The organism is Pseudomonas sp. NFR09, from assembly GCF_900111535.1.
GTDB classification, from domain to species: Bacteria; Pseudomonadota; Gammaproteobacteria; order Pseudomonadales; family Pseudomonadaceae; genus Aquipseudomonas; species Aquipseudomonas extremorientalis.
In genome coordinates this window covers 1-17,102 of the sequence record NZ_FOIH01000006.1, presented here as the reverse complement: position 1 = coordinate 17,102, position 17,102 = coordinate 1, and the positions used below count along the sequence as shown (strand labels likewise).

Here is a 17,102-nt window from a genome sequence, read left to right as displayed (position 1 = left end):
CTTTTGCTGACGCGACGGGCTGTATCTAAGTTAAGACGGATGAGAATGAGAAATCCCTAAGGCGGATATGAAAGAAAATGTTTCAGGTTCACATTCGGGGCGTTTTATCGCCTTGATCGAACACGAAACATGTTCCAAGCCATCACCCAGGCGCCATTGATGGGGCGAGGCGGCTGCGTAGGATGGGCGCATACCGTTGAGCGCCGACAAAAGTGAGCCCAGAAAAATGACTGCCCGAACCCTCTACGACAAACACATCGATTCCCACACGGTGTGCCCCCTGGATGACCAGGGCCATGTGCTGCTTTACATCGACCGCCAGGTGATCAACGAATACACCAGCCCCCAGGCCTTCAGCGGCTTGCGCGAGGCCGGGCGCAACGTGTGGCGCCCAGGCACGGCGCTGGCCGTGGTCGACCATGTGAACCCCACCACGCCCAAGCGCGTCGCGGCGATGCCCGATGCAGGCGGGGCGCGGCAGGTGTCCTACCTGGCGGAGAACTGCCGGGACTTCGGCATCGAGCTGCTGGACATCCTCGACAAGCGCCAGGGCATCGAACACGTAATCGCCCCGGAGCAGGGCTTTATCCTGCCAGGCATGGTGATCGCCGCCGGTGACAGCCACACCACCACCTACGGCGCCCTCGGTGCCTTCGGTTTCGGCATCGGCACCTCGGAGATCGAACACCTGCTGGCCTCTCAGACGCTGGTCTACAAGCGTCTGAAGACCCTGCGGGTCACGGTTGAGGGCGACCTGGCACCCGGCCTGACGTCCAAGGATGTGATCATGGCGCTGATCGGCAAGATCGGCGCTTCCGGTGCCACGGGCTATGCCATTGAGTTTCGTGGTTCCACCATCGATGCGCTGAGCGTCGAGGCGCGCATGACCATCTGCAACATGGCGGTAGAAGCGGGCGCGCGCGGCGCGTTCATGGCGCCGGACGAAAAAGTCTTCGCCTACCTCAAGGGCAAGCCGCGTGCGCCGAAAGGCGAGCTGTGGGACCAGGCACTGGTGGGCTGGCGCCAACTGCACTCGGATGCCGATGCGGTGTTCGACCAGGAAGTGCACCTCGATGCCAGCACCCTGGAACCCATGGTCACCTGGGGCACCAGCCCCGACCAGGCCGCCCCCATCGGCGCCCGCGTGCCCGACCCGCAGGACGTCAGCGACCCGATCCTGCGCCAGGACATGCGCCGCGCCCTCAACTACATGGGCCTGGAAGCCGGTATGCCGTTGATCGAGATCGTCATCAGCCATGCGTTCATCGGCTCCTGCACCAACGCCCGCATCGAAGACCTGCGCGACGCCGCCAGCGTGGTGCGTGGCAAGCGCGTCGCTGAACACGTGCGGGCGATGATCGTGCCGGGCTCCACCGAAGTGCGCGACCAGGCCGAAGCCGAAGGCCTTGCAGCGATTTTTATCGACGCCGGCTTTGAATGGCGTCAGTCGGGTTGCTCGATGTGCCTGGCGATGAACGACGATGTGCTCGCCCCCGGCGACCGCTGTGCGTCCAGCACCAACCGCAACTTCGAAGGCCGCCAGGGCGCGGGCGCACGCACCCACCTGATGAGCCCGGCGATGGTCGCCGCCGCTGCCATTACCGGCCGCCTCACTGATATCCGCCACTTTGGAGCGCACCCATGAGCCTGCAACCCTTCACCCTGGTCACCGGCAAGGCCGCGCCGATGCTGGCGGCCAACATCGATACCGATGTGATCATGCCCAAACAGTTTCTCAAGGGTATTGACCGCAGCGGCCTGGACCGCGGGCTGTTCTTCGACCTGCGCTTCTTGCCGTCCGGCGAGCCCAACCCCGAGTTCGTGCTGAACCTGCCGGCCTGGCAGGGCGCATGTTTCATGGTGGTCGGGCCGAACTTCGGCTGCGGTTCCAGCCGGGAACACGCGGTATGGGGCTTGAAGCAGATGGGCATCCGCGCGCTGATCGGCAGCAGCTTCGCGGGGATTTTCTATGACAATTGCCAGCGCAACGGGGTGTTGTTGATCACCTTGGATGAGGCGGTGTTGCAGCAGCTGGGCAAGACCGTCAGCCAGGCGGACCAGGCGCAGATCAGTGTCGACCTTGAAGCCCAGCAGATCCATTTGTCGGATGGCCAGGTGATCCCGTTCCAGATCGATACCCTGCGCAAGACTGCGTTGTTGCGGGGCCTGGATGCCATCGGCAGCACCTTGCAGCGCAGTGAGGAGATCAAGGCCTTCGAACGCCGGCACCTGCAAGCCAACCCCTGGCTGAGCTAGATCGACAATCCCTTGAAATGCTCCTGCAAAAACTCCACGCAGGCCCGCAGCTTCCCGGAATACGCCAACCGTGTCGGGTACACCGCCCACACGTTGGCGCTCTGGGTATAACCGTGCAGTAGCTGCACGAGCTTGCCTTGCTCCAACAGCGGCTTCACATCCCACATCGAGCGCAGCAGCACACCGCGCCCATCCAATGCCCACTGCAGCACAATTTCGCCATTGTTCGACGACAGCGGCCCGCGTACGCGCACGCTTTCCTGGGTGCCGTCGCGCTCCAGGTTCCAGATGCCGAACGCGTTATCGCGCTCCTTGAGTATCAGGCAGTCGTGCTGCTCCAGGTCACTCAACTGTTGCGGTGTGCCGCGCCGCTCCAGGTAAGCCGGGGCGGCGCACAGCACGCGCCGGTTGCTCACCAGCCGACGGCCGATCTGCTGGCCGGGGATGTCGTCGCCCACGCGGATCTCCAGGTCGAAGCCTTCGCTGACGATATCCACCACGCGGTCGAACAGGTCCAGACGGATTTCCAGGTCCGGGTACTGCTCAGCCAGCAACGATACGGCGGGGGCCACATGGTTGCGACCGAAACCGAAGCTGCTGCACAGATGCAGGTGGCCACGCGGGCGGTCATGGGCGTCGGAGAGTTCATCGGACAGTTGCTGGAAATCTTCAAGGATGCGCACCGCCCAGCGCTGCACCCGTTCACCGTCTTCGGTCAGGGCAATGCGCCGGCTGGTGCGGTGCAACAGGCGGGTGGCCAAGGTGGTTTCGAGAATCTGGATGCGCTTGCTGACATACGCTGGCGACAAGCCCAGCTCATCGGCCGCCGCAGCGAAACCGGCCTTGCGGATCACGGTCAGGAACACCCGCAGGTCTTCGGGTAGGGGCACGGTATCTTTCTTGTTAGTCATCACAAACGGGGCTGGCGGCATGAGCCGCCAGAATAGCACCGGTTGGGCAGACCTTCCGGCAGGCCCGGTTGCTTGCCGGTGGTGAACGCGATAGCAGCGAAGGCGCCGATCGGTGCCCTCCCGGCAGATAATGCCGAGGATGCGGAAGAACCGGGGTTACAGCGCTGCTCAGCGAAGGAAGGTCAGGACTTCGCCCAGCAGCAACTCAGGGGCTTCTTCGGCGATGTAATGGCCGGCCGGCAGGGCCTTGCCACGCACGTCGGTGGCGACTTTCTGCCATTCCTTGAGCGGCTCGAAGCAGCGCCCGACAGTGCCTTCGGCACCCCACATCACCAGTAACGGCAGGCTCAGGTGATGGCCGGCGTCGATGTCCGCCTGGTCGTGCTCAAGGTCGATGCCGGCGGCAGCCCGGTAGTCCTCGCAGATGCCCGTGGCGGCGCCCGGCAATTTCAGGCAACGCAAGTATTCGGCGAAGGCTTCCTGAGTGAACGGCTTGAGCCCGGCGCTGCGACTGCCCATCACGCTACGCAGGTACAGCTCCGGGTTGCCCTCGATCAAGGCTTCCGGCAAGGGCGCCGGACGGATCAGGAAGAACCAGTGCCAGTAGGCGCGGGCGAAGGCTTCGTTGGTCTGCGCGTACATCGACAGGGTCGGGGCAATGTCCAGCAGCACCATGCGTTGCACGGCCGCTGGGTGGTCCAGGGCCAGGCGGTGGGCCACGCGGGCACCACGGTCGTGGGCCAGCACCGAGAACCTGTCGAAGCCCAGCGCCTGCATCAGTTCGACGTTGTCCCGGGCCATTTCCCGTTTCGAATAATGGGTGTGATGGTCATTGGCCGGCAGCTTGCTGCTGTCGCCATAGCCGCGCAGGTCGGCGGCCACCACGGTGAAGTGTTCAGCCAGTTGGTCGGCGACTTTGTGCCAGATGACGTGGGTTTGCGGATGCCCGTGCAACAGGAGCAGACCGGGACCTGTACCACCTTTGCGGTAGCTGATGTCCACGCCGTTGACGTGGCACTGGTCTTTCTGGAATCCGGCGAACATGGAATGACTCCTTGTGATGAATGCTTGCATCGTGGAATCACGCGGCATTCGGGGCAAGGGCAAAAACGTGGAGGGGGTGTTCATGAAGTGTGATGCAGGAGCGGGCTTGCTCGCTCCTGCAAAGGGTCAGCCTTGTTTGAACAGGGCCTCGGCACGTTCGCGGATCTGTGCTTCGGTCAGGTCCTCCTTGTGGGTCGCCAGGAACCACAGATGACCGAACGGATCCTTCACACTGGCGGAGCGGTCGCCATAGAACTGGTCCTTGGGCTCGGACACGACGCTGGCGCCAGCCGCAACGGCTTGCTTGAACTGCGCGTCGACATCGCTCACATACAGATGCAAGCCGACACTGGTGTGTTCGGCCGGGTTGCGCAGGGCCATTTCGTCGCAGGGCGTGCCCAGCATGATGGCCGAATCGCCGATGCGCAGCTCGGCATGGCCGACTTTGCCATCCGGCATGTCCAGACGCATGACCTGGGTGGCGCCGAAGGCTTTTTTGTAGAACTCGATGGCTTCACTGGCTTTGTCGATGCCCATATAAGGCGTGATGCTGGCGTAGCCCTCCGGAATAGGTTCAACGCTCATATCGCTCTCCTTGATTGTGGTTGTAGAGAAACGGCCTCTTCACTATAGGCCACGTTCCGTGTGGCCTGTGGGCAGTCGACGAAGTGTTGGGGCCGCAGGTCATGCAGGGGGTGTCGGTTCCAGCAACTGTGCCCCCGGCCCGCGCTCACCAAGCTGGTCATCCTGATTGCGCAATGGACACGCCTCCATCGACAAACATCCGCAGCCAATACAGCCATTGAGCTTGTCGCGCAGCAGCGTCAGCTTGTTGATGCGCTCATCCAGGTCTTGCCGCCACAGCGCCGACAAACGCTCCCAATCCTGGGCGTTGGGCGTGCGCCCCTCCGGCAATGTCTGCAAGGCTTCGCCAATCGTTGCCAGCGGAATGCCCAGGCGCTGGGCGATCTTGATCACCACCACGCGCCGCAGTACATCCCGGGGGTAACGCCGTTGATTACCGGCGTTGCGATTGCTCTTGATCAGCCCCTTGGTTTCGTAGAAGTGCAGCGCCGTGACCGCCACACCACTGCGGGCGGCCAGTTGGCCGACAGTGAGTTCCTTGTTGAGCATGAAAAACTCCAGATAAGCGCTTGACCTTGACTTAACTAGAGGTTTTACCCTGCATGGCATCGAATCGCAAGATTCTGCCTACAGAGGAAGGGGAGTGTTCATGCAGGTATCAGAGAAGAATCGCAGCTTCACTCAATTGATCGAGTTTCAGATCGAACCCCGGCAACAATCTGCCCTGGTGGCCGCCCTGACCCTTCAGAGCGAACGCCTGGCCCAGGGCCATGGCGGCTTTATCAATGCGAGTGTGCTGGTCAGCGATGACGGACGGCGGGTGCTCAATTACCTGCAATGGCACTCGCGTGAAGACGGCGAGGCGGCCTTCCAGTGTTTTGAGCATGGCGAGGAAGATTTCTGGACATTGATTCGCGCCCACCAGGCCACGGCCGTGACCTTTGGTTCGTTCCAGGTGCTGCGCAGTTTCGAGCGCAGCCACGACAACGCGTTGCACTGCCGCCTAAATGGATAGGTGCAGCATGCGCTCGCCTTGCACGTTTTCTCCGGGCCGGCGCTTGTTCACCGCCAGCTCGCCGATCTTGATCAGGCGCGTACGTGTGACGTTGCGGCTCAGGCCGAGCAGGTTGGCGGTGTGGACCTGGTTGTAATGGCTGAAACGGTAGGCGGCCCGTAGCAGGGCATCTTCGACCTTTTCATGCAGGGCGCCGGCCTGTTCCTCGAACAGTTTCTGGAAGGCCCGCGCCAGCAATGCTTCAGCGCTGTTGTCGCTGCCGTGCTGGCTGTCGTCCTGGCGCTCGATGCGCATGTTAGACAGGCGCAGGTCGTCGCGCTCGATCACGCCGTTCCGGCAGGTCAGCAGGGTGTGGTGGATTACGTTTTCCAACTCGCGGATGTTGCCCGGCCAACTGTAGCTTTTAAGCTTGTGCTCGGCCTCGCGGCTGATGGTGATGGGGCCATATCCCAGGCGCTGGCTGTAGGCTTCGATAAAGTGTCGGGTCAGCGGCAGGATATCGCCGGGGCGCTCGCGCAGCGGGCTGAGCTCCAGGCTGACCACATCGAGGCGGTAATAGAGGTCTTCGCGGAAATGCCCGGCGTTGATGGCTTTTTCCAACTGCACGTTGGTTGCGGCCAAGACGCGCACATCAATCGGAATGCTCTTGCGCGAACCCAGGCGTACGACTTCTCGTTCCTGCAGGACCCGCAGCAGTTTGACCTGGATCGCCATCGGCAAATCGCCGATCTCATCGAGAAACAACGTGCCGCCGTCGGCCTCCTCGAACCAGCCGGCCTTGGCGCTGAGGGCGCCGGTGAAGGCGCCTTTTTCATGGCCGAACAGTTCGGCCTCCACCAGGGACTCGGAGAACGCCCCGCAGTTGACCGCCACGAATGGCCGGTTGCGCCGTGCGCTGAGGTTGTGGATGTGGCGTGCCACCAGCTCTTTACCGGTGCCGGTCTCGCCGATGATCAGCACGCTGGCTTCGCTGGGCGCCACTTGCTGGATGTGGTCGAGCAACGCCTGGGATTTGGGGTCTTCGAAGACCTGGGCCGTGGCGCGGATCGAGGTCGCGAGGGCGGGCGAGGGCGGTAGGGTCAACAGCTGCATGGGCACCTCTCTTAGGAATAGAACGTTGGAATCGGCAGGGAGTGGTTCAGCACCCAGTCACCCAGTTCGTGGAGTTTGTAGTCCACCGGGTCGTGCAGGGTCTGGGTGCGCAGGTTGCGCCAGTGACGGTCCAGGCGCAGCGACGCGTGGGTAGAGCGCGCACCGGTGACTTCGAACAGGCGGCTGCACAGCTCCAGGCCCTGCTGGGTGGCGGCGACCTTGGCGGTGGCGATGGCAATGGCCAACTGGCCGCGTTCGGTTTCGCTGAGGTTCGGGCCTTTGGCCCAGGCTTGGTCGAGCAGGTCGGCAGCGCGCTCCACCAGCAGGCGCACGCCTTCCAGTGCGACCCAGAATTCGCCGTAGTGATGCAGTACGTAAGGGTCCCTGCGCACATCTTCGGCCGAGGATTTATGCCAGGCGCGGGTTTCGGTGAGGGTGTAATTGCGCGCTTCCTCGAAGGCGCCTTCGGCAATGCCGAGAAACATGTGGGTGAACGTCAGTTGGGCGATCAACGGGCGCAGGCAGGCGAAGGGTGTGCTCAGCGGTCCCGGATCGAGCAGCAGCTCGGATTCTTCGACGCGCACCCGTTCGAAGCTGGCGCTGCCGCTGTCGGTCTGGCGCTGGCCGATATTGTTCCAATCATTGTGCAAGGTGATGCCGCTGCGCCCGCTGGGGATCGCTGCGATCAGCAGTTTGCCACCGGCGGATTCGTCCACCGCCGAAGCGATCAGCATTTCAGAGTCGCTGGCGCCGGAGCAGAAGCTCTTTTTGCCGGAGAACTCGCGCCAGCCGCCGAAATCCTTGACCACGGTGCGCGTGTCCAGCGGGTTGAGGGCGTTGCCCCAGAACCAGTTTTTGCGCGCGGTCTGTTCGAACCAGGGTTGCCATTGGTCCGGGCGTGAAAACAGGCGCACGGTGGCGAGCATCAGGTGGTGAAAACCGAAGACATGGGCGATGGAGCTGTCGACCTTGGCGAATTCACGCACGATACCCAGGGTGTCGCTCCAGCGTGCGCCGAGGCCACCGTACTGGGTGGGAATGCTCAGGGCCAGCAGGCCGCTCTGGCGCAGGGCGTCGCGTTCAGCCTTGGGTGTGCCGCCGCGTTCGTCACGTTCGACGGCGGTGAGGGCGAAGTCGGCGGCCAGCAGTCTGGCGGTCTGCAAGGGGGACGGCAGGACGCTGTGGGGTTTGGCGGTCACACGGTGTTCCTCATTGATCTCAAGCTTTGGTCGGCAACACATCGTTGGCAATCATTTCGCCAAAGGGGCCCGTGAGGTTGGTGATGCCGTGGCCGGCAAGGCTGGCATAGGGTTCCGGTAGCAACGGGAACACCAGCTCGGCGAAGCGATAGGCTTCTTCCAGGTGCGGGTAGCCGGAGAAAATGAAGCTCTCGATCCCCAGGTCCGCGTATTCCTTGATGCGTTCGGCCACTTGTTGCGGGTTGCCCACCAGCGCGGTGCCGGCCCCGCCACGCACCAGGCCGACGCCGGCCCACAGGTTGGGGGCGATTTCCAGGTTGTCACGGCGCCCGTCGTGCAGGGCGGCCATGCGGCGTTGGCCTTCGGAATCAAAGCGCGAAAAGGATTTTTGCGCGGCGGCGATGGTTTCGTCGCTGATGTGCTCGATCAGCTTGTCGGCGGCTTTCCAGGCGTCTTCTGCGGTCTCGCGCACGATCACATGCAGGCGGATGCCGAACTTCACGGTGCGCCCGTGGCGTGCGGCGCGCTCACGCACATCCGCGAGTTTTTCCGCAACGGCGGCGGGTGGTTCGCCCCAGGTCAGGTACACGTCCACCTGCTCGGCGGCGAGGTCGTGGGCGGCGTCGGAGGATCCACCGAAGTACAGCGGCGGGTAAGGCTTCTGCACCGGCGGGTAAAGGGCCTTGGCGTTTTGCACGCGCAGGTGCTTGCCTTCGAAATTCACCGATTCGCCCTGCAACACACGGCGCCAGATACGTAGGAATTCGTCGGAGACTTCGTAGCGTTCGGCGTGGTCGAGGAAACTGCCGTCGCCACGGTTTTCGTCGGGGTCGCCGCCGGTCACCACGTTGATCAGCAGGCGGCCATTGGACAGGCGATCGAGGGTCGCCGCCATGCGCGCCGAGACAGTCGGCGAAATGATGCCCGGACGAATCGCCACCAGGTAACGCAGGCGTTCGGTCAGCGGCACCAAGGCCGAGGCGATGACCCAGGAGTCTTCGCACGAGCGCCCGGTAGGAATCAGCACGCCGTGGTAGCCCAGGCTGTCAGCTGCCTGGGCGACTTGTTTCAGATAATTGAGGGTGACCGGCCGTGCACCCTGCGTGGTGCCCAGGTAATGACCGTCGCCGTGCGTTGGCAGAAACCAGAAAACATCCATGACCAATCCTTAAGCGATTTTCAGCAGAGAGGGGGAGTGCGCGGCGAACAAAGGCGCTGCGCGTTCTGCCGCCAGTTGAATACGGGCTTTCAGTAATTCGCTGGTTATTTGGTAGTCGGTGAAGTCGGCCTCGGTGGCGTACACACCGATCGGCAGGGTCAGCGCCTGGAAAAAGCTGAACAGCGGACGCAGTTGGTGGTCGAGGACCAGCGCGTGGCGTTCGCTGCCGCCGGTTGCCGCCAGGAGCACGGGGGTGTTGATCAGCGCATTGAGGCCGACCAGGTCGAACAGGTGCTTGAGCAGGCCCGGGTAGGAACCGCGATAGACCGGCGCGGCGACGATCAGCAAGTCGGCCTGTTCGATGGCCAACAGTTGCGCTTCGACTTCTGCGGGCAGTTCATCACGGGACAGCGCACCGCCCAGCGGCCGGGCGATATCGCCCAGCTCGATCAGGGTGGCCTGGATCGGCAGCAAGGTAGCCAGCTCAGCCAGCACCGCCTGGGTCAACACCAGGGTACGGGACGGGCGCCAGGTTCCGCCGGAGAGGGCAACAACATTCAGGGGACGGGTCATGAACAGTTCCTTTTTCAACAGTGGTTCATAGCAGGTGGAGTGCAACCGCTTGAGCAAGAGCTGTACCAACGGGTGCAAGCCTTGATCGACGCGGGTTGCAGGCTCACTGCTGAAAAATGCCGGTGTTGGCTGCCTGGTGATTTGTTGATTGGCTGTTGCCAGGGCAACAGTTGCGTGGGCAACAGTGCCAGGCGGTGTAGTCCCTTTATAGAGGGTTGTATTTATTCCGTAAATTAACGTATTTCCATATTTATAGATCATAAGGAAATATAAAGGCTCTGCTATCGAAGGTGCGTTGGCGGTTGATAGCAACTATCAAGGCAGGTGATTTTTCACCATCAAGGGGCCGGAGTAGCCTGTGTTCATTGACTCGAAACCTCCTTCGCAGGGCCACCACCATGAACCGATTCCTCGCTGTTTCCTTATTGATTGTCAGCTCAGTCCTTGCCGGATGTGCGACTCATCCTTCGCCTGAATTGCGTCCTTACACCGCAGAAGAAACCAAGCAGTTGGCCCTTGAAGCATTGAGCCGTCGTGGTTTGTCGTTTGACGAATATCAACAGCAGCGCGCCGCGCTGACCGGCCAGCCACAGAAACCCTTCGACTTTGATAGCAAGGGCGAAATGAATGCCGAACGCAGCGTGACCCTGCATGGTCGTCCCAGTTGAACCCGCGCCCAGCGACAAAAAGCCCGAGGTTATCCACAAGGATCCTCGGGCTTTTTGTTTGCCATGGAGCGACTTCAGCCTGTTAAGCTGAATTTCAGGAGCGTTCCTACGCACATTTACATAAAGTGGTCCTTCTTTAATGGCGTGTGATCGGTTAAACCTGACGACCTCTGTCCCGGTCCGTGCCCCTGAGACGCTGCTCTCGGGAACCTGCTCTGCGAGTTTCTAACGTCATGAATAAACGTCCGTTGTATTTCGACTATGCCGCCACCACCCCGGTGGACGAGCGGGTCATCCAGGTGATGGTCGAGTGTCTGGGCTTCAACGCCAATTTCGGTAACCCCGCGTCCAGTTCCCATGCGTTCGGCCAGGCGGCCCGGCAGACGGTCGAACAGGCGCGTCGTCAGGTGGCCGGGCTGGTCGGTGCCAACCCGGACCAAATCGTCTGGACCTCCGGCGCCACCGAATCCAACAACCTTGCGATCAAAGGCGTGGCCCAGGCGCGGGGCGTGGCGGGTGGGCATATCATTACCAGCCAGATCGAACACAAGGCCACCCTGGATACCGCGCGACAATTGCAGGAAGCCGGCGTGGCCGTGACCTACCTGGTGCCGGACGCCGATGGCTTGATCAGCGCCGATGCCGTCAGCGAAGCCTTGCGCGAGGACACCTTCCTGGTGTCGTTAATGCTGGTGAACAACGAGCTCGGCACCCTCAACGATATCCCTGCCATCGGTGCCCGCGTGCGTGAACACGGCGCGTTGTTGCATGTGGATGCGGCGCAAGGGGCGGGTAAGGTGGCGATCGATCTGGCGCAGTGGCCGGTGGATCTGATGTCGTTTTCCGCGCACAAACTCTATGGCCCCAAAGGTATCGGTGCTTTGTACGTCGGTCCGCGGGCGCAGCAGAAGGTCCTGGCGCAGATTCACGGTGGCGGCCACGAGGGTGGCTTGCGTTCCGGCACCCTGGCGACCCATCAGATTGCTGGCATGGGCACCGCGTTCGCCTTGGCGGCGGCGTCTTTCTCTGAAGAAAAGGCGGTGATTGTGGCTCTGCGCCAGCGCCTGCTCGACCAGTTGGAGTCGGTGGCCGGTGTGCGCCTCAATGGCAGCGCTACACAGCGTATTCCCCATACCCTGAGCCTCACGTTCAGTGAAGGCGAATTCAACGCCGCGGCGTTGAGCGCGGGGATCGCGTTTTCTGCGACCTCGGCCTGCAACTCGGCCAGCAATGCACCGTCCCATGTGCTGCTCGCCCTGGGCCATGATGCACGCAGCGCCAGCCGCACCATTCGCTTGAGCCTCGGCCGGTTTACCACTGAACAGGATATCGACCAGGCGGTGCAACTGATCAAGGCGGCCCTCGCCAGCGCACCGGCGTTCTGGGCGGTCTGATTCATTTATCGCGACACATAACAATTATTCGTGGTTAGCAGGAGACACAATGAGTACGCAGCCCTTGACCCATGGAACGGTTCCCCAGCGCCTGGCGCATACCCGTGAACTGATGAGCCGCGAGGGTATTCATGCCCTGCTGGTGCCGTCGGCCGACCCGCACTTGTCCGAGTACTTGCCGGGTTACTGGCAGGGGCGGCAATGGCTGTCGGGGTTTCATGGCTCGGTGGGAACGCTGATTGTCACTGCGGATTTCGCCGGTGTGTGGGCCGATAGCCGTTACTGGGAACAGGCGACCAAGGAACTCAAGGGCAGCGGCATCGAATTGGTGAAGCTGCAGCCGGGCCAACCCGGGCCGCTGGAGTGGCTGGCCGAGCAAACGCCGGAAGGTGGTGTGGTGGCGGTGGATGGTGCGGTCATGGCCGTGGCTTCGGCGCGTACCCTGGGCGGTAAGCTGGCGGAGCGCGGCGCGCGCTTGCGTACCGATATCGACCTGCTTGATGAAGTCTGGCATGACCGTCCGGCATTGCCGAACCAGCCGATCTATCAACACCTGCCACCGCAGGCTACTGTCAGCCGTATTGAAAAACTCGCTTCGCTGCGTGCTGCCTTGAAAGAGAAGGGCGCCGACTGGCATTTCATCGCGACCCTGGATGACATTGCCTGGCTGTTCAACCTGCGTGGTGGTGACGTTTCGTTCAACCCGGTGTTTGTGTCCTTTGCGTTGATCAATCAACACCAGGCCACGCTGTTTGTGGCACTGAGCAAAGTCGACGCCGAGTTGCGGGCTGTGCTGGAGCAGGATGGCGTGACGCTGCGCGACTACAGCGAAGTGGCGGATGCATTGCGCGCGGTGCCGGCGGGCGCCAGTCTGCAGGTCGACCCGGCGCGCGTTACCGCGGGTTTGCTGGAAAATCTCGATGCCGGCGTCAAGCTGGTCGAAGGCCTCAACCCGACCACATTGGCCAAGTCCCGCAAGAGCCTGGCCGACGCAGAACATATCCGCCAAGCCATGGAGCAGGATGGCGCAGCGCTGTGCGAGTTTTTCGCCTGGCTGGACAGTGCGCTGGGCCGTGAACGCATCACCGAGTTGACCATCGACGAACACCTGACCGCTGCACGCAGCCGCCGCCCTGGTTATGTGTCGTTGAGTTTCAACACCATTGCGGCCTACAACGCCAACGGCGCGATGCCGCATTACCACGCCACTGAAGAAGAGCACGCGCTGATCGAAGGCGATGGCCTGCTGCTGATTGATTCGGGTGGCCAGTATCTGGGCGGCACCACGGATATCACGCGGATGGTGCCGATCGGCACGCCGAGTGACGAGCAGAAGCGGGACTGCACCCGGGTGCTCAAGGGCGTGATTGCCTTGTCCCGTGCCCACTTTCCGAAAGGGATCCTGTCGCCGCTGCTGGATGCGATTGCCCGCGCGCCGATCTGGGCGGAAGGCGTGGACTACGGCCACGGTACTGGCCACGGTGTAGGCTATTTCCTCAACGTGCATGAGGGCCCACAAGTGATTGCCTACCAGGCGGCTACCGCGCCGCAAACGGCGATGCAAGCGGGGATGATCACCTCCATTGAACCGGGTACTTACCGTCCAGGCCGTTGGGGCGTGCGTATCGAGAATCTGGTGTTGAACCGCGAAGCGGGCAAGACCGAGTTCGGTGAGTTTCTCAAGTTCGAAACCCTGACCTTGTGCCCGATCGACACGCGCTGCCTGTTGCCATCGTTGCTCACGGCAGACGAGCGTGAGTGGTTCAACGCTTACCACACTGAGGTGCGCAAGCGTTTGAGCCCATTGCTCAGCGGTGCCGCGCTGGAGTGGTTGCAGGTACGCACTGCGGCTATCTGATTACCTGCCAGGCAGTAACGTGCCAGGGCGTTTTGGCCATCAAGCTCTAACTCAACGCTTCGCGCACAAATTCCAGACGGTCCTGACCGAAGAACAGCTGGTTGCCTACAAACATACTGGGGGCACCGAACACGCCGCGTTGAACGGCCTGTTCGGTGTTGTCCTTCAAGGCAGCCTTAACGGTTTCGTCATTGGCCAAATTCAGGATTTCATTGGCGGCAAATCCGTATTCAGTGAGTACGGCAGCCACGACGGCGGGGTCTCCCAAGTGACGGCCTTCGACCCAAAGGGCATGGAACAGGCAATCAACGAAGTCCAGGAAACGCTCAGGCTGGTGCAATTGGATGCCGGTGACCGCTCGCATCAACACCAGCGTATTGATGGGGAAGTGCGGGTTGAACCGGAGCGGTACGTTGTAGCGCCGGGCGTAACGCGCCAGGTCATCGAGCATGTAGCGACCCTTTGCAGGAACGGTGATTGGAGAGGCGTTACCGGTGGCCTTGAACACGCCGCCCAATAACATGGGTTTATACACAAGCTGTGTATCGGTTGCCTCGCACAATGCCGGTAGCTGGGTGTAGGCCAGGTAGGTGGCGGGGCTGCCCAGGTCAAAGAAGAATTCCAGGGTTTTACGCATGGTCGATGCTCGCTGCTTATTGTTATGGGGGCGTGCTTACCAGGGTTCATTCCAGGGGCGCAGGTCCAGTTCAAAGGTCCAGGCATCGCGTGGCTGGCTGTGGAGGTGCCAATAGTTATCGGCGATATGCTCGGGGCTGAGGATGCCGTCCTGGTCTTTGAGTGCGTATTTCTGCGGGAAATTGTCGCGAATGAAGTCGGTGTCAATGGCGCCATCGATCACGACATGGGCGACATGGATGTTCCTGGGACCCAGTTCCCGCGCCATGCTTTGCGCGAGGGCCCGAATCCCGTGCTTGGCCCCGGCGAAGGCGGCAAAACCTGCGCCGCCGCGCAATCCGGCGGTGGCGCCGGTAAACAGGATGGTGCCTCGATTGCGCGTGACCATGCGCTTGGCCACTTCGCGTGCGTTCAGAAAACCGGAGAAGCAGGCCATCTCCCAGATCTTGAAATACTTGCGCGCGGTTTCTTCCAGGATGCTGCACGGCACATTGGCGCCGATATTGAACACAAAGGCTTCAATCGGACCCAGCTCAGTTTCGATCTGTTCGATCAGCGCGATGACGTCTTCTTCTTTACGCGCATCACAGGTAAACCCATGGGCTTCGCCGCCCACTGCGTTAATACTGTCCACCAGCGGCTGTAACTTATCGGCGCTGCGGCGGCTGACGCAGGCCACATAGCCTTCGCGGGCGAAGCGTCTGGCAATGGCGCCGCCGGTTGCATCACCGGCGCCCACTACCAATACGATTTTTTTGTTGTGTGTCATGGGAACTCCGTTGGCTCGATGGTAGAGCAGGAGTTTAGACGCCGTGTCGCGAAGGGCCGGATTTGTATCCGGATTTGATAGGAGCAGTCAGAGATGACTGCTCATTCGATTACTTACAGATGACGATCATACTGCGGCTGGTGTAGCCGGCAGGGTTGAGGCCGAATGGGTAGTCCCCAGGTTCCTCAGAATTGTCACCGGACTTTGCGATTACTCGGTAGCCCTTGGCGCCACAGGAGTTGGTCGCACTGGTGTAGCACTGCTCCCAGGAAGAGGACAGGCCGGAACAGTTGATATGCAACCCTTTTTTGCCACGTTTCACTTCTGTCTTGGTGGTCGCGGCACAACCAGCAACGGCCATGACCATTAACAGTATTAAAATTCGCTTCATTCCTATCCTTAATAGCCGCCTTGCAACGCTAGAGGCCGGCTCTACTCGCTTTCGGGTGTAGCGTTCGCGCTGTCCTTGTCGAAATTCTCCATGAATGACATTCGTTTACGGCTTAAACATGGCCTAAATGTGCGGTAAATACCAGAGCTACATTCAAACAGACTTCAATCCGAGGCAACCAGTGGCTTTGGTTCGCTGCGCATCGTTACCGTGGCACCTACGGAGGCCAAAATGATGCAAGTGATTGCCAGCCACTGGGCGAAGGACAAGTGCTCGTGCAGGAATAACAGGCCGGAAAGCGCGCCGAAAGCGGGCTCAATGCTCATAAGGGTGCCGAAGGTTCGGGCAGGGAGGCGCGTCAGTGCAACCATTTCCAAGGTGTAGGGCAGGGCGGTGGACAGAATGGCGACGCCGATGGCGATCGGGATCAGTGCGGGAGTCAGCAATGCGCTGCCTGCGTGGACGATGCCGATAGGTGCAACAAACAATGCGGCGATCATCACCCCGAGGGCGGCGGTCTGGACGCCGTTGTCATTCCCTGCTTTCTGACCATACAGAATGTAGAGTGCCCAGCAGACGCCTGCTCCCAGCGCGTAGGCTGCCCCCAGCAAGTCGATGCCGCTGCTGGCCTCGCCCATCGGGATCAACAAGAGAAGGCCGATGATGGCGAGGGCAATCCACAGGAAGTCGACTGCGCGCCGAGAGGCGTAAATGGCCACCGCGAGGGGGCCGGTGAATTCCAGGGCGACCGCAATCCCCAGGGGCACGCTGCGCAATGACATATAGAAGAGAAAGTTCATGCCACCCAACGCCATCCCGTAGACGATGACGGTACGTAAGGACTTGGAGGTCAGTTTGGCGCGCCACGGGCGCAACAAAAGCAGCATGATCATGCTGGCGAAAATCAGGCGCAGTGCCGTTGTGCCTTGTGCGCCAACGACAGGGAACATGCTCTTGGCCAGCGAGGCGCCGGACTGGATAGAGGCCATGGCGATCAACAGCAGGCCGACAGGGAACAGTGTCGAGGCCAGGCTGCGGGGGGAGGTGGTCATTGGGGAATTCGTCCGAAGTCATATAAAAGAAGCAAGAGCGCTATGATGCGCAACTGTTTGGTGATGAGCAATATATTGCTCAATTATCCTTTTTGATGCGTTATACAGGACGGACTTTGAGTGTTTCAGGCTCTTTGATAGAAAAACCAAATTAAGGGTTGACGGCAGATTCTGGAAGTCTATAATTCGCCCCACTTCCGGCGCAGTCGAAACGGAAAACTCCTTGGTAAACAAAGAGTTACGCAGAATTCGACAGCGACTTGCTTCAGTTCATTGGAGCCCAGAAGGAGTTGATAGGGTAGTGTTGTCTGGCTCTATTAATGTTTCGATCTTCTCGGTCGAAAGCGGAGAAAAAGAGGTGTTGACAGCAGCGTGTAACGCTGTAGAATTCGCCTCCCGCTAACGAGAGATCGGAAGCGCAAGTGGTTGAAGTTGTTGAAGAAATCTTCGAAAACTTCTGAAAATAATCACTTGACAGCAAATGAGGCTGCTGTAGAATG

Annotated in this window: 18 protein-coding genes; 6 read left to right on the top strand and 12 right to left on the bottom strand. The window is 60.9% G+C overall.

The genetic code is table 11. The features are described from left to right. Positions 1-226 precede the first annotated feature (226 nt). Together leuC and leuD are read left to right on the top strand one after the other, a co-directional pair. Complete coding sequence (gene leuC / locus BMX59_RS14595; protein WP_093122615.1) at positions 227-1,645, top strand: 3-isopropylmalate dehydratase large subunit; 1,419 nt, start codon at positions 227-229, stop codon at positions 1,643-1,645. Further along, the gene (leuD, locus tag BMX59_RS14590; protein ID WP_093122610.1) at positions 1,642-2,256 is read left to right on the top strand and encodes a 3-isopropylmalate dehydratase small subunit; all 615 of its coding nucleotides are present in this window, start codon (positions 1,642-1,644) and stop codon (positions 2,254-2,256) included. Before leuC ends, leuD begins: the two co-directional genes overlap by 4 nt. Here the strand turns inward: leuD and BMX59_RS14585 are convergent. The 4 genes from BMX59_RS14585 to soxR all read right to left on the bottom strand — a co-directional run bounded on the left by BMX59_RS14585 (position 2,253) and on the right by soxR (position 5,345). After that, positions 2,253-3,167, bottom strand: coding sequence for a LysR substrate-binding domain-containing protein (locus BMX59_RS14585; RefSeq protein ID WP_218189805.1), 915 nt, complete (start codon positions 3,165-3,167; stop codon positions 2,253-2,255). The two genes, leuD and BMX59_RS14585, sit on opposite strands and share 4 nt — an antisense overlap. Positions 3,168-3,335: 168 nt before the next feature. Continuing rightward, a complete protein-coding gene (locus BMX59_RS14580; RefSeq protein ID WP_093122604.1) occupies positions 3,336-4,211 on the bottom strand; it encodes an alpha/beta fold hydrolase in 876 nt (291 codons plus the stop codon). 126 nt (positions 4,212-4,337) lie between these two features. Further along, positions 4,338-4,796 (bottom strand): VOC family protein, encoded by a 459-nt coding sequence (locus tag BMX59_RS14575; RefSeq protein WP_092248052.1) that lies wholly within the window; start codon positions 4,794-4,796, stop codon positions 4,338-4,340. Positions 4,797-4,895: 99 nt separating this feature from the next. Further along, complete coding sequence (gene soxR, locus BMX59_RS14570; protein WP_071492280.1) at positions 4,896-5,345, bottom strand: redox-sensitive transcriptional activator SoxR; 450 nt, start codon at positions 5,343-5,345, stop codon at positions 4,896-4,898. Positions 5,346-5,445: 100 nt separating this feature from the next. On the opposite strand from soxR, the gene BMX59_RS14565 reads away from it, so the two are divergent. Next, on the top strand, positions 5,446-5,811 hold the full coding sequence (locus BMX59_RS14565) for an antibiotic biosynthesis monooxygenase (protein ID WP_071492281.1): 366 nt from the start codon (positions 5,446-5,448) through the stop codon (positions 5,809-5,811). Here BMX59_RS14565 and BMX59_RS14560 read toward each other — a convergent pair. The 4 genes from BMX59_RS14560 to msuE are packed head-to-tail and all read right to left on the bottom strand — an operon-like array spanning position 5,800 to position 9,834. Then, positions 5,800-6,903: a sigma-54 interaction domain-containing protein gene (locus tag BMX59_RS14560; protein WP_093122601.1), complete on the bottom strand. Its 1,104-nt coding sequence runs from the start codon at positions 6,901-6,903 to the stop codon at positions 5,800-5,802. The two genes, BMX59_RS14565 and BMX59_RS14560, sit on opposite strands and share 12 nt — an antisense overlap. Before the next feature lie 11 nt (positions 6,904-6,914). Beyond that, positions 6,915-8,102 carry an acyl-CoA dehydrogenase family protein gene (locus BMX59_RS14555; protein WP_093122598.1) on the bottom strand — a complete coding sequence of 396 codons (1,188 nt, stop codon included), beginning with the start codon at positions 8,100-8,102 and terminating at the stop codon, positions 6,915-6,917. Between the two features lie 19 nt (positions 8,103-8,121). Beyond that, the gene (ssuD, locus tag BMX59_RS14550) at positions 8,122-9,261 is read right to left on the bottom strand and encodes an FMNH2-dependent alkanesulfonate monooxygenase (protein WP_093122595.1); all 1,140 of its coding nucleotides are present in this window, start codon (positions 9,259-9,261) and stop codon (positions 8,122-8,124) included. 9 nt (positions 9,262-9,270) lie between these two features. Beyond that, positions 9,271-9,834, bottom strand: a complete 564-nt coding sequence (gene msuE / locus BMX59_RS14545; protein ID WP_058426944.1) for an FMN reductase — start codon at positions 9,832-9,834, stop codon at positions 9,271-9,273. A gap of 398 nt (positions 9,835-10,232) precedes the next feature. Here msuE and BMX59_RS14540 point away from each other — a divergent pair, with 398 nt between their 5' ends. The 3 genes from BMX59_RS14540 to BMX59_RS14530 all read left to right on the top strand — a co-directional run bounded on the left by BMX59_RS14540 (position 10,233) and on the right by BMX59_RS14530 (position 13,754). Beyond that, complete coding sequence (locus tag BMX59_RS14540) at positions 10,233-10,502, top strand: hypothetical protein (protein ID WP_092248061.1); 270 nt, start codon at positions 10,233-10,235, stop codon at positions 10,500-10,502. 233 nt (positions 10,503-10,735) lie between these two features. Beyond that, positions 10,736-11,896, top strand: a complete 1,161-nt coding sequence (locus BMX59_RS14535) for a cysteine desulfurase family protein (RefSeq protein WP_071492286.1) — start codon at positions 10,736-10,738, stop codon at positions 11,894-11,896. Positions 11,897-11,945: 49 nt separating this feature from the next. Next, positions 11,946-13,754: an aminopeptidase P family protein gene (locus BMX59_RS14530; RefSeq protein WP_093122589.1), complete on the top strand. Its 1,809-nt coding sequence runs from the start codon at positions 11,946-11,948 to the stop codon at positions 13,752-13,754. Positions 13,755-13,800: 46 nt separating this feature from the next. Here BMX59_RS14530 and BMX59_RS14525 read toward each other — a convergent pair whose 3' ends face one another. The 4 genes from BMX59_RS14525 to rhtA form a co-directional block, all read right to left on the bottom strand. Beyond that, positions 13,801-14,391, bottom strand: a complete 591-nt coding sequence (locus BMX59_RS14525) for a 2-hydroxychromene-2-carboxylate isomerase (RefSeq protein ID WP_093122586.1) — start codon at positions 14,389-14,391, stop codon at positions 13,801-13,803. A gap of 36 nt (positions 14,392-14,427) precedes the next feature. Next, positions 14,428-15,159 (bottom strand): SDR family oxidoreductase, encoded by a 732-nt coding sequence (locus BMX59_RS14520; RefSeq protein ID WP_092248073.1) that lies wholly within the window; start codon positions 15,157-15,159, stop codon positions 14,428-14,430. Positions 15,160-15,268: 109 nt separating this feature from the next. Then, on the bottom strand, positions 15,269-15,550 hold the full coding sequence (locus BMX59_RS14515) for a hypothetical protein (RefSeq protein WP_058426920.1): 282 nt from the start codon (positions 15,548-15,550) through the stop codon (positions 15,269-15,271). A gap of 164 nt (positions 15,551-15,714) precedes the next feature. Further along, positions 15,715-16,602: a threonine/homoserine exporter RhtA gene (gene rhtA, locus BMX59_RS14510; RefSeq protein ID WP_093122583.1), complete on the bottom strand. Its 888-nt coding sequence runs from the start codon at positions 16,600-16,602 to the stop codon at positions 15,715-15,717. Positions 16,603-17,102: the final 500 nt, after the last annotated feature.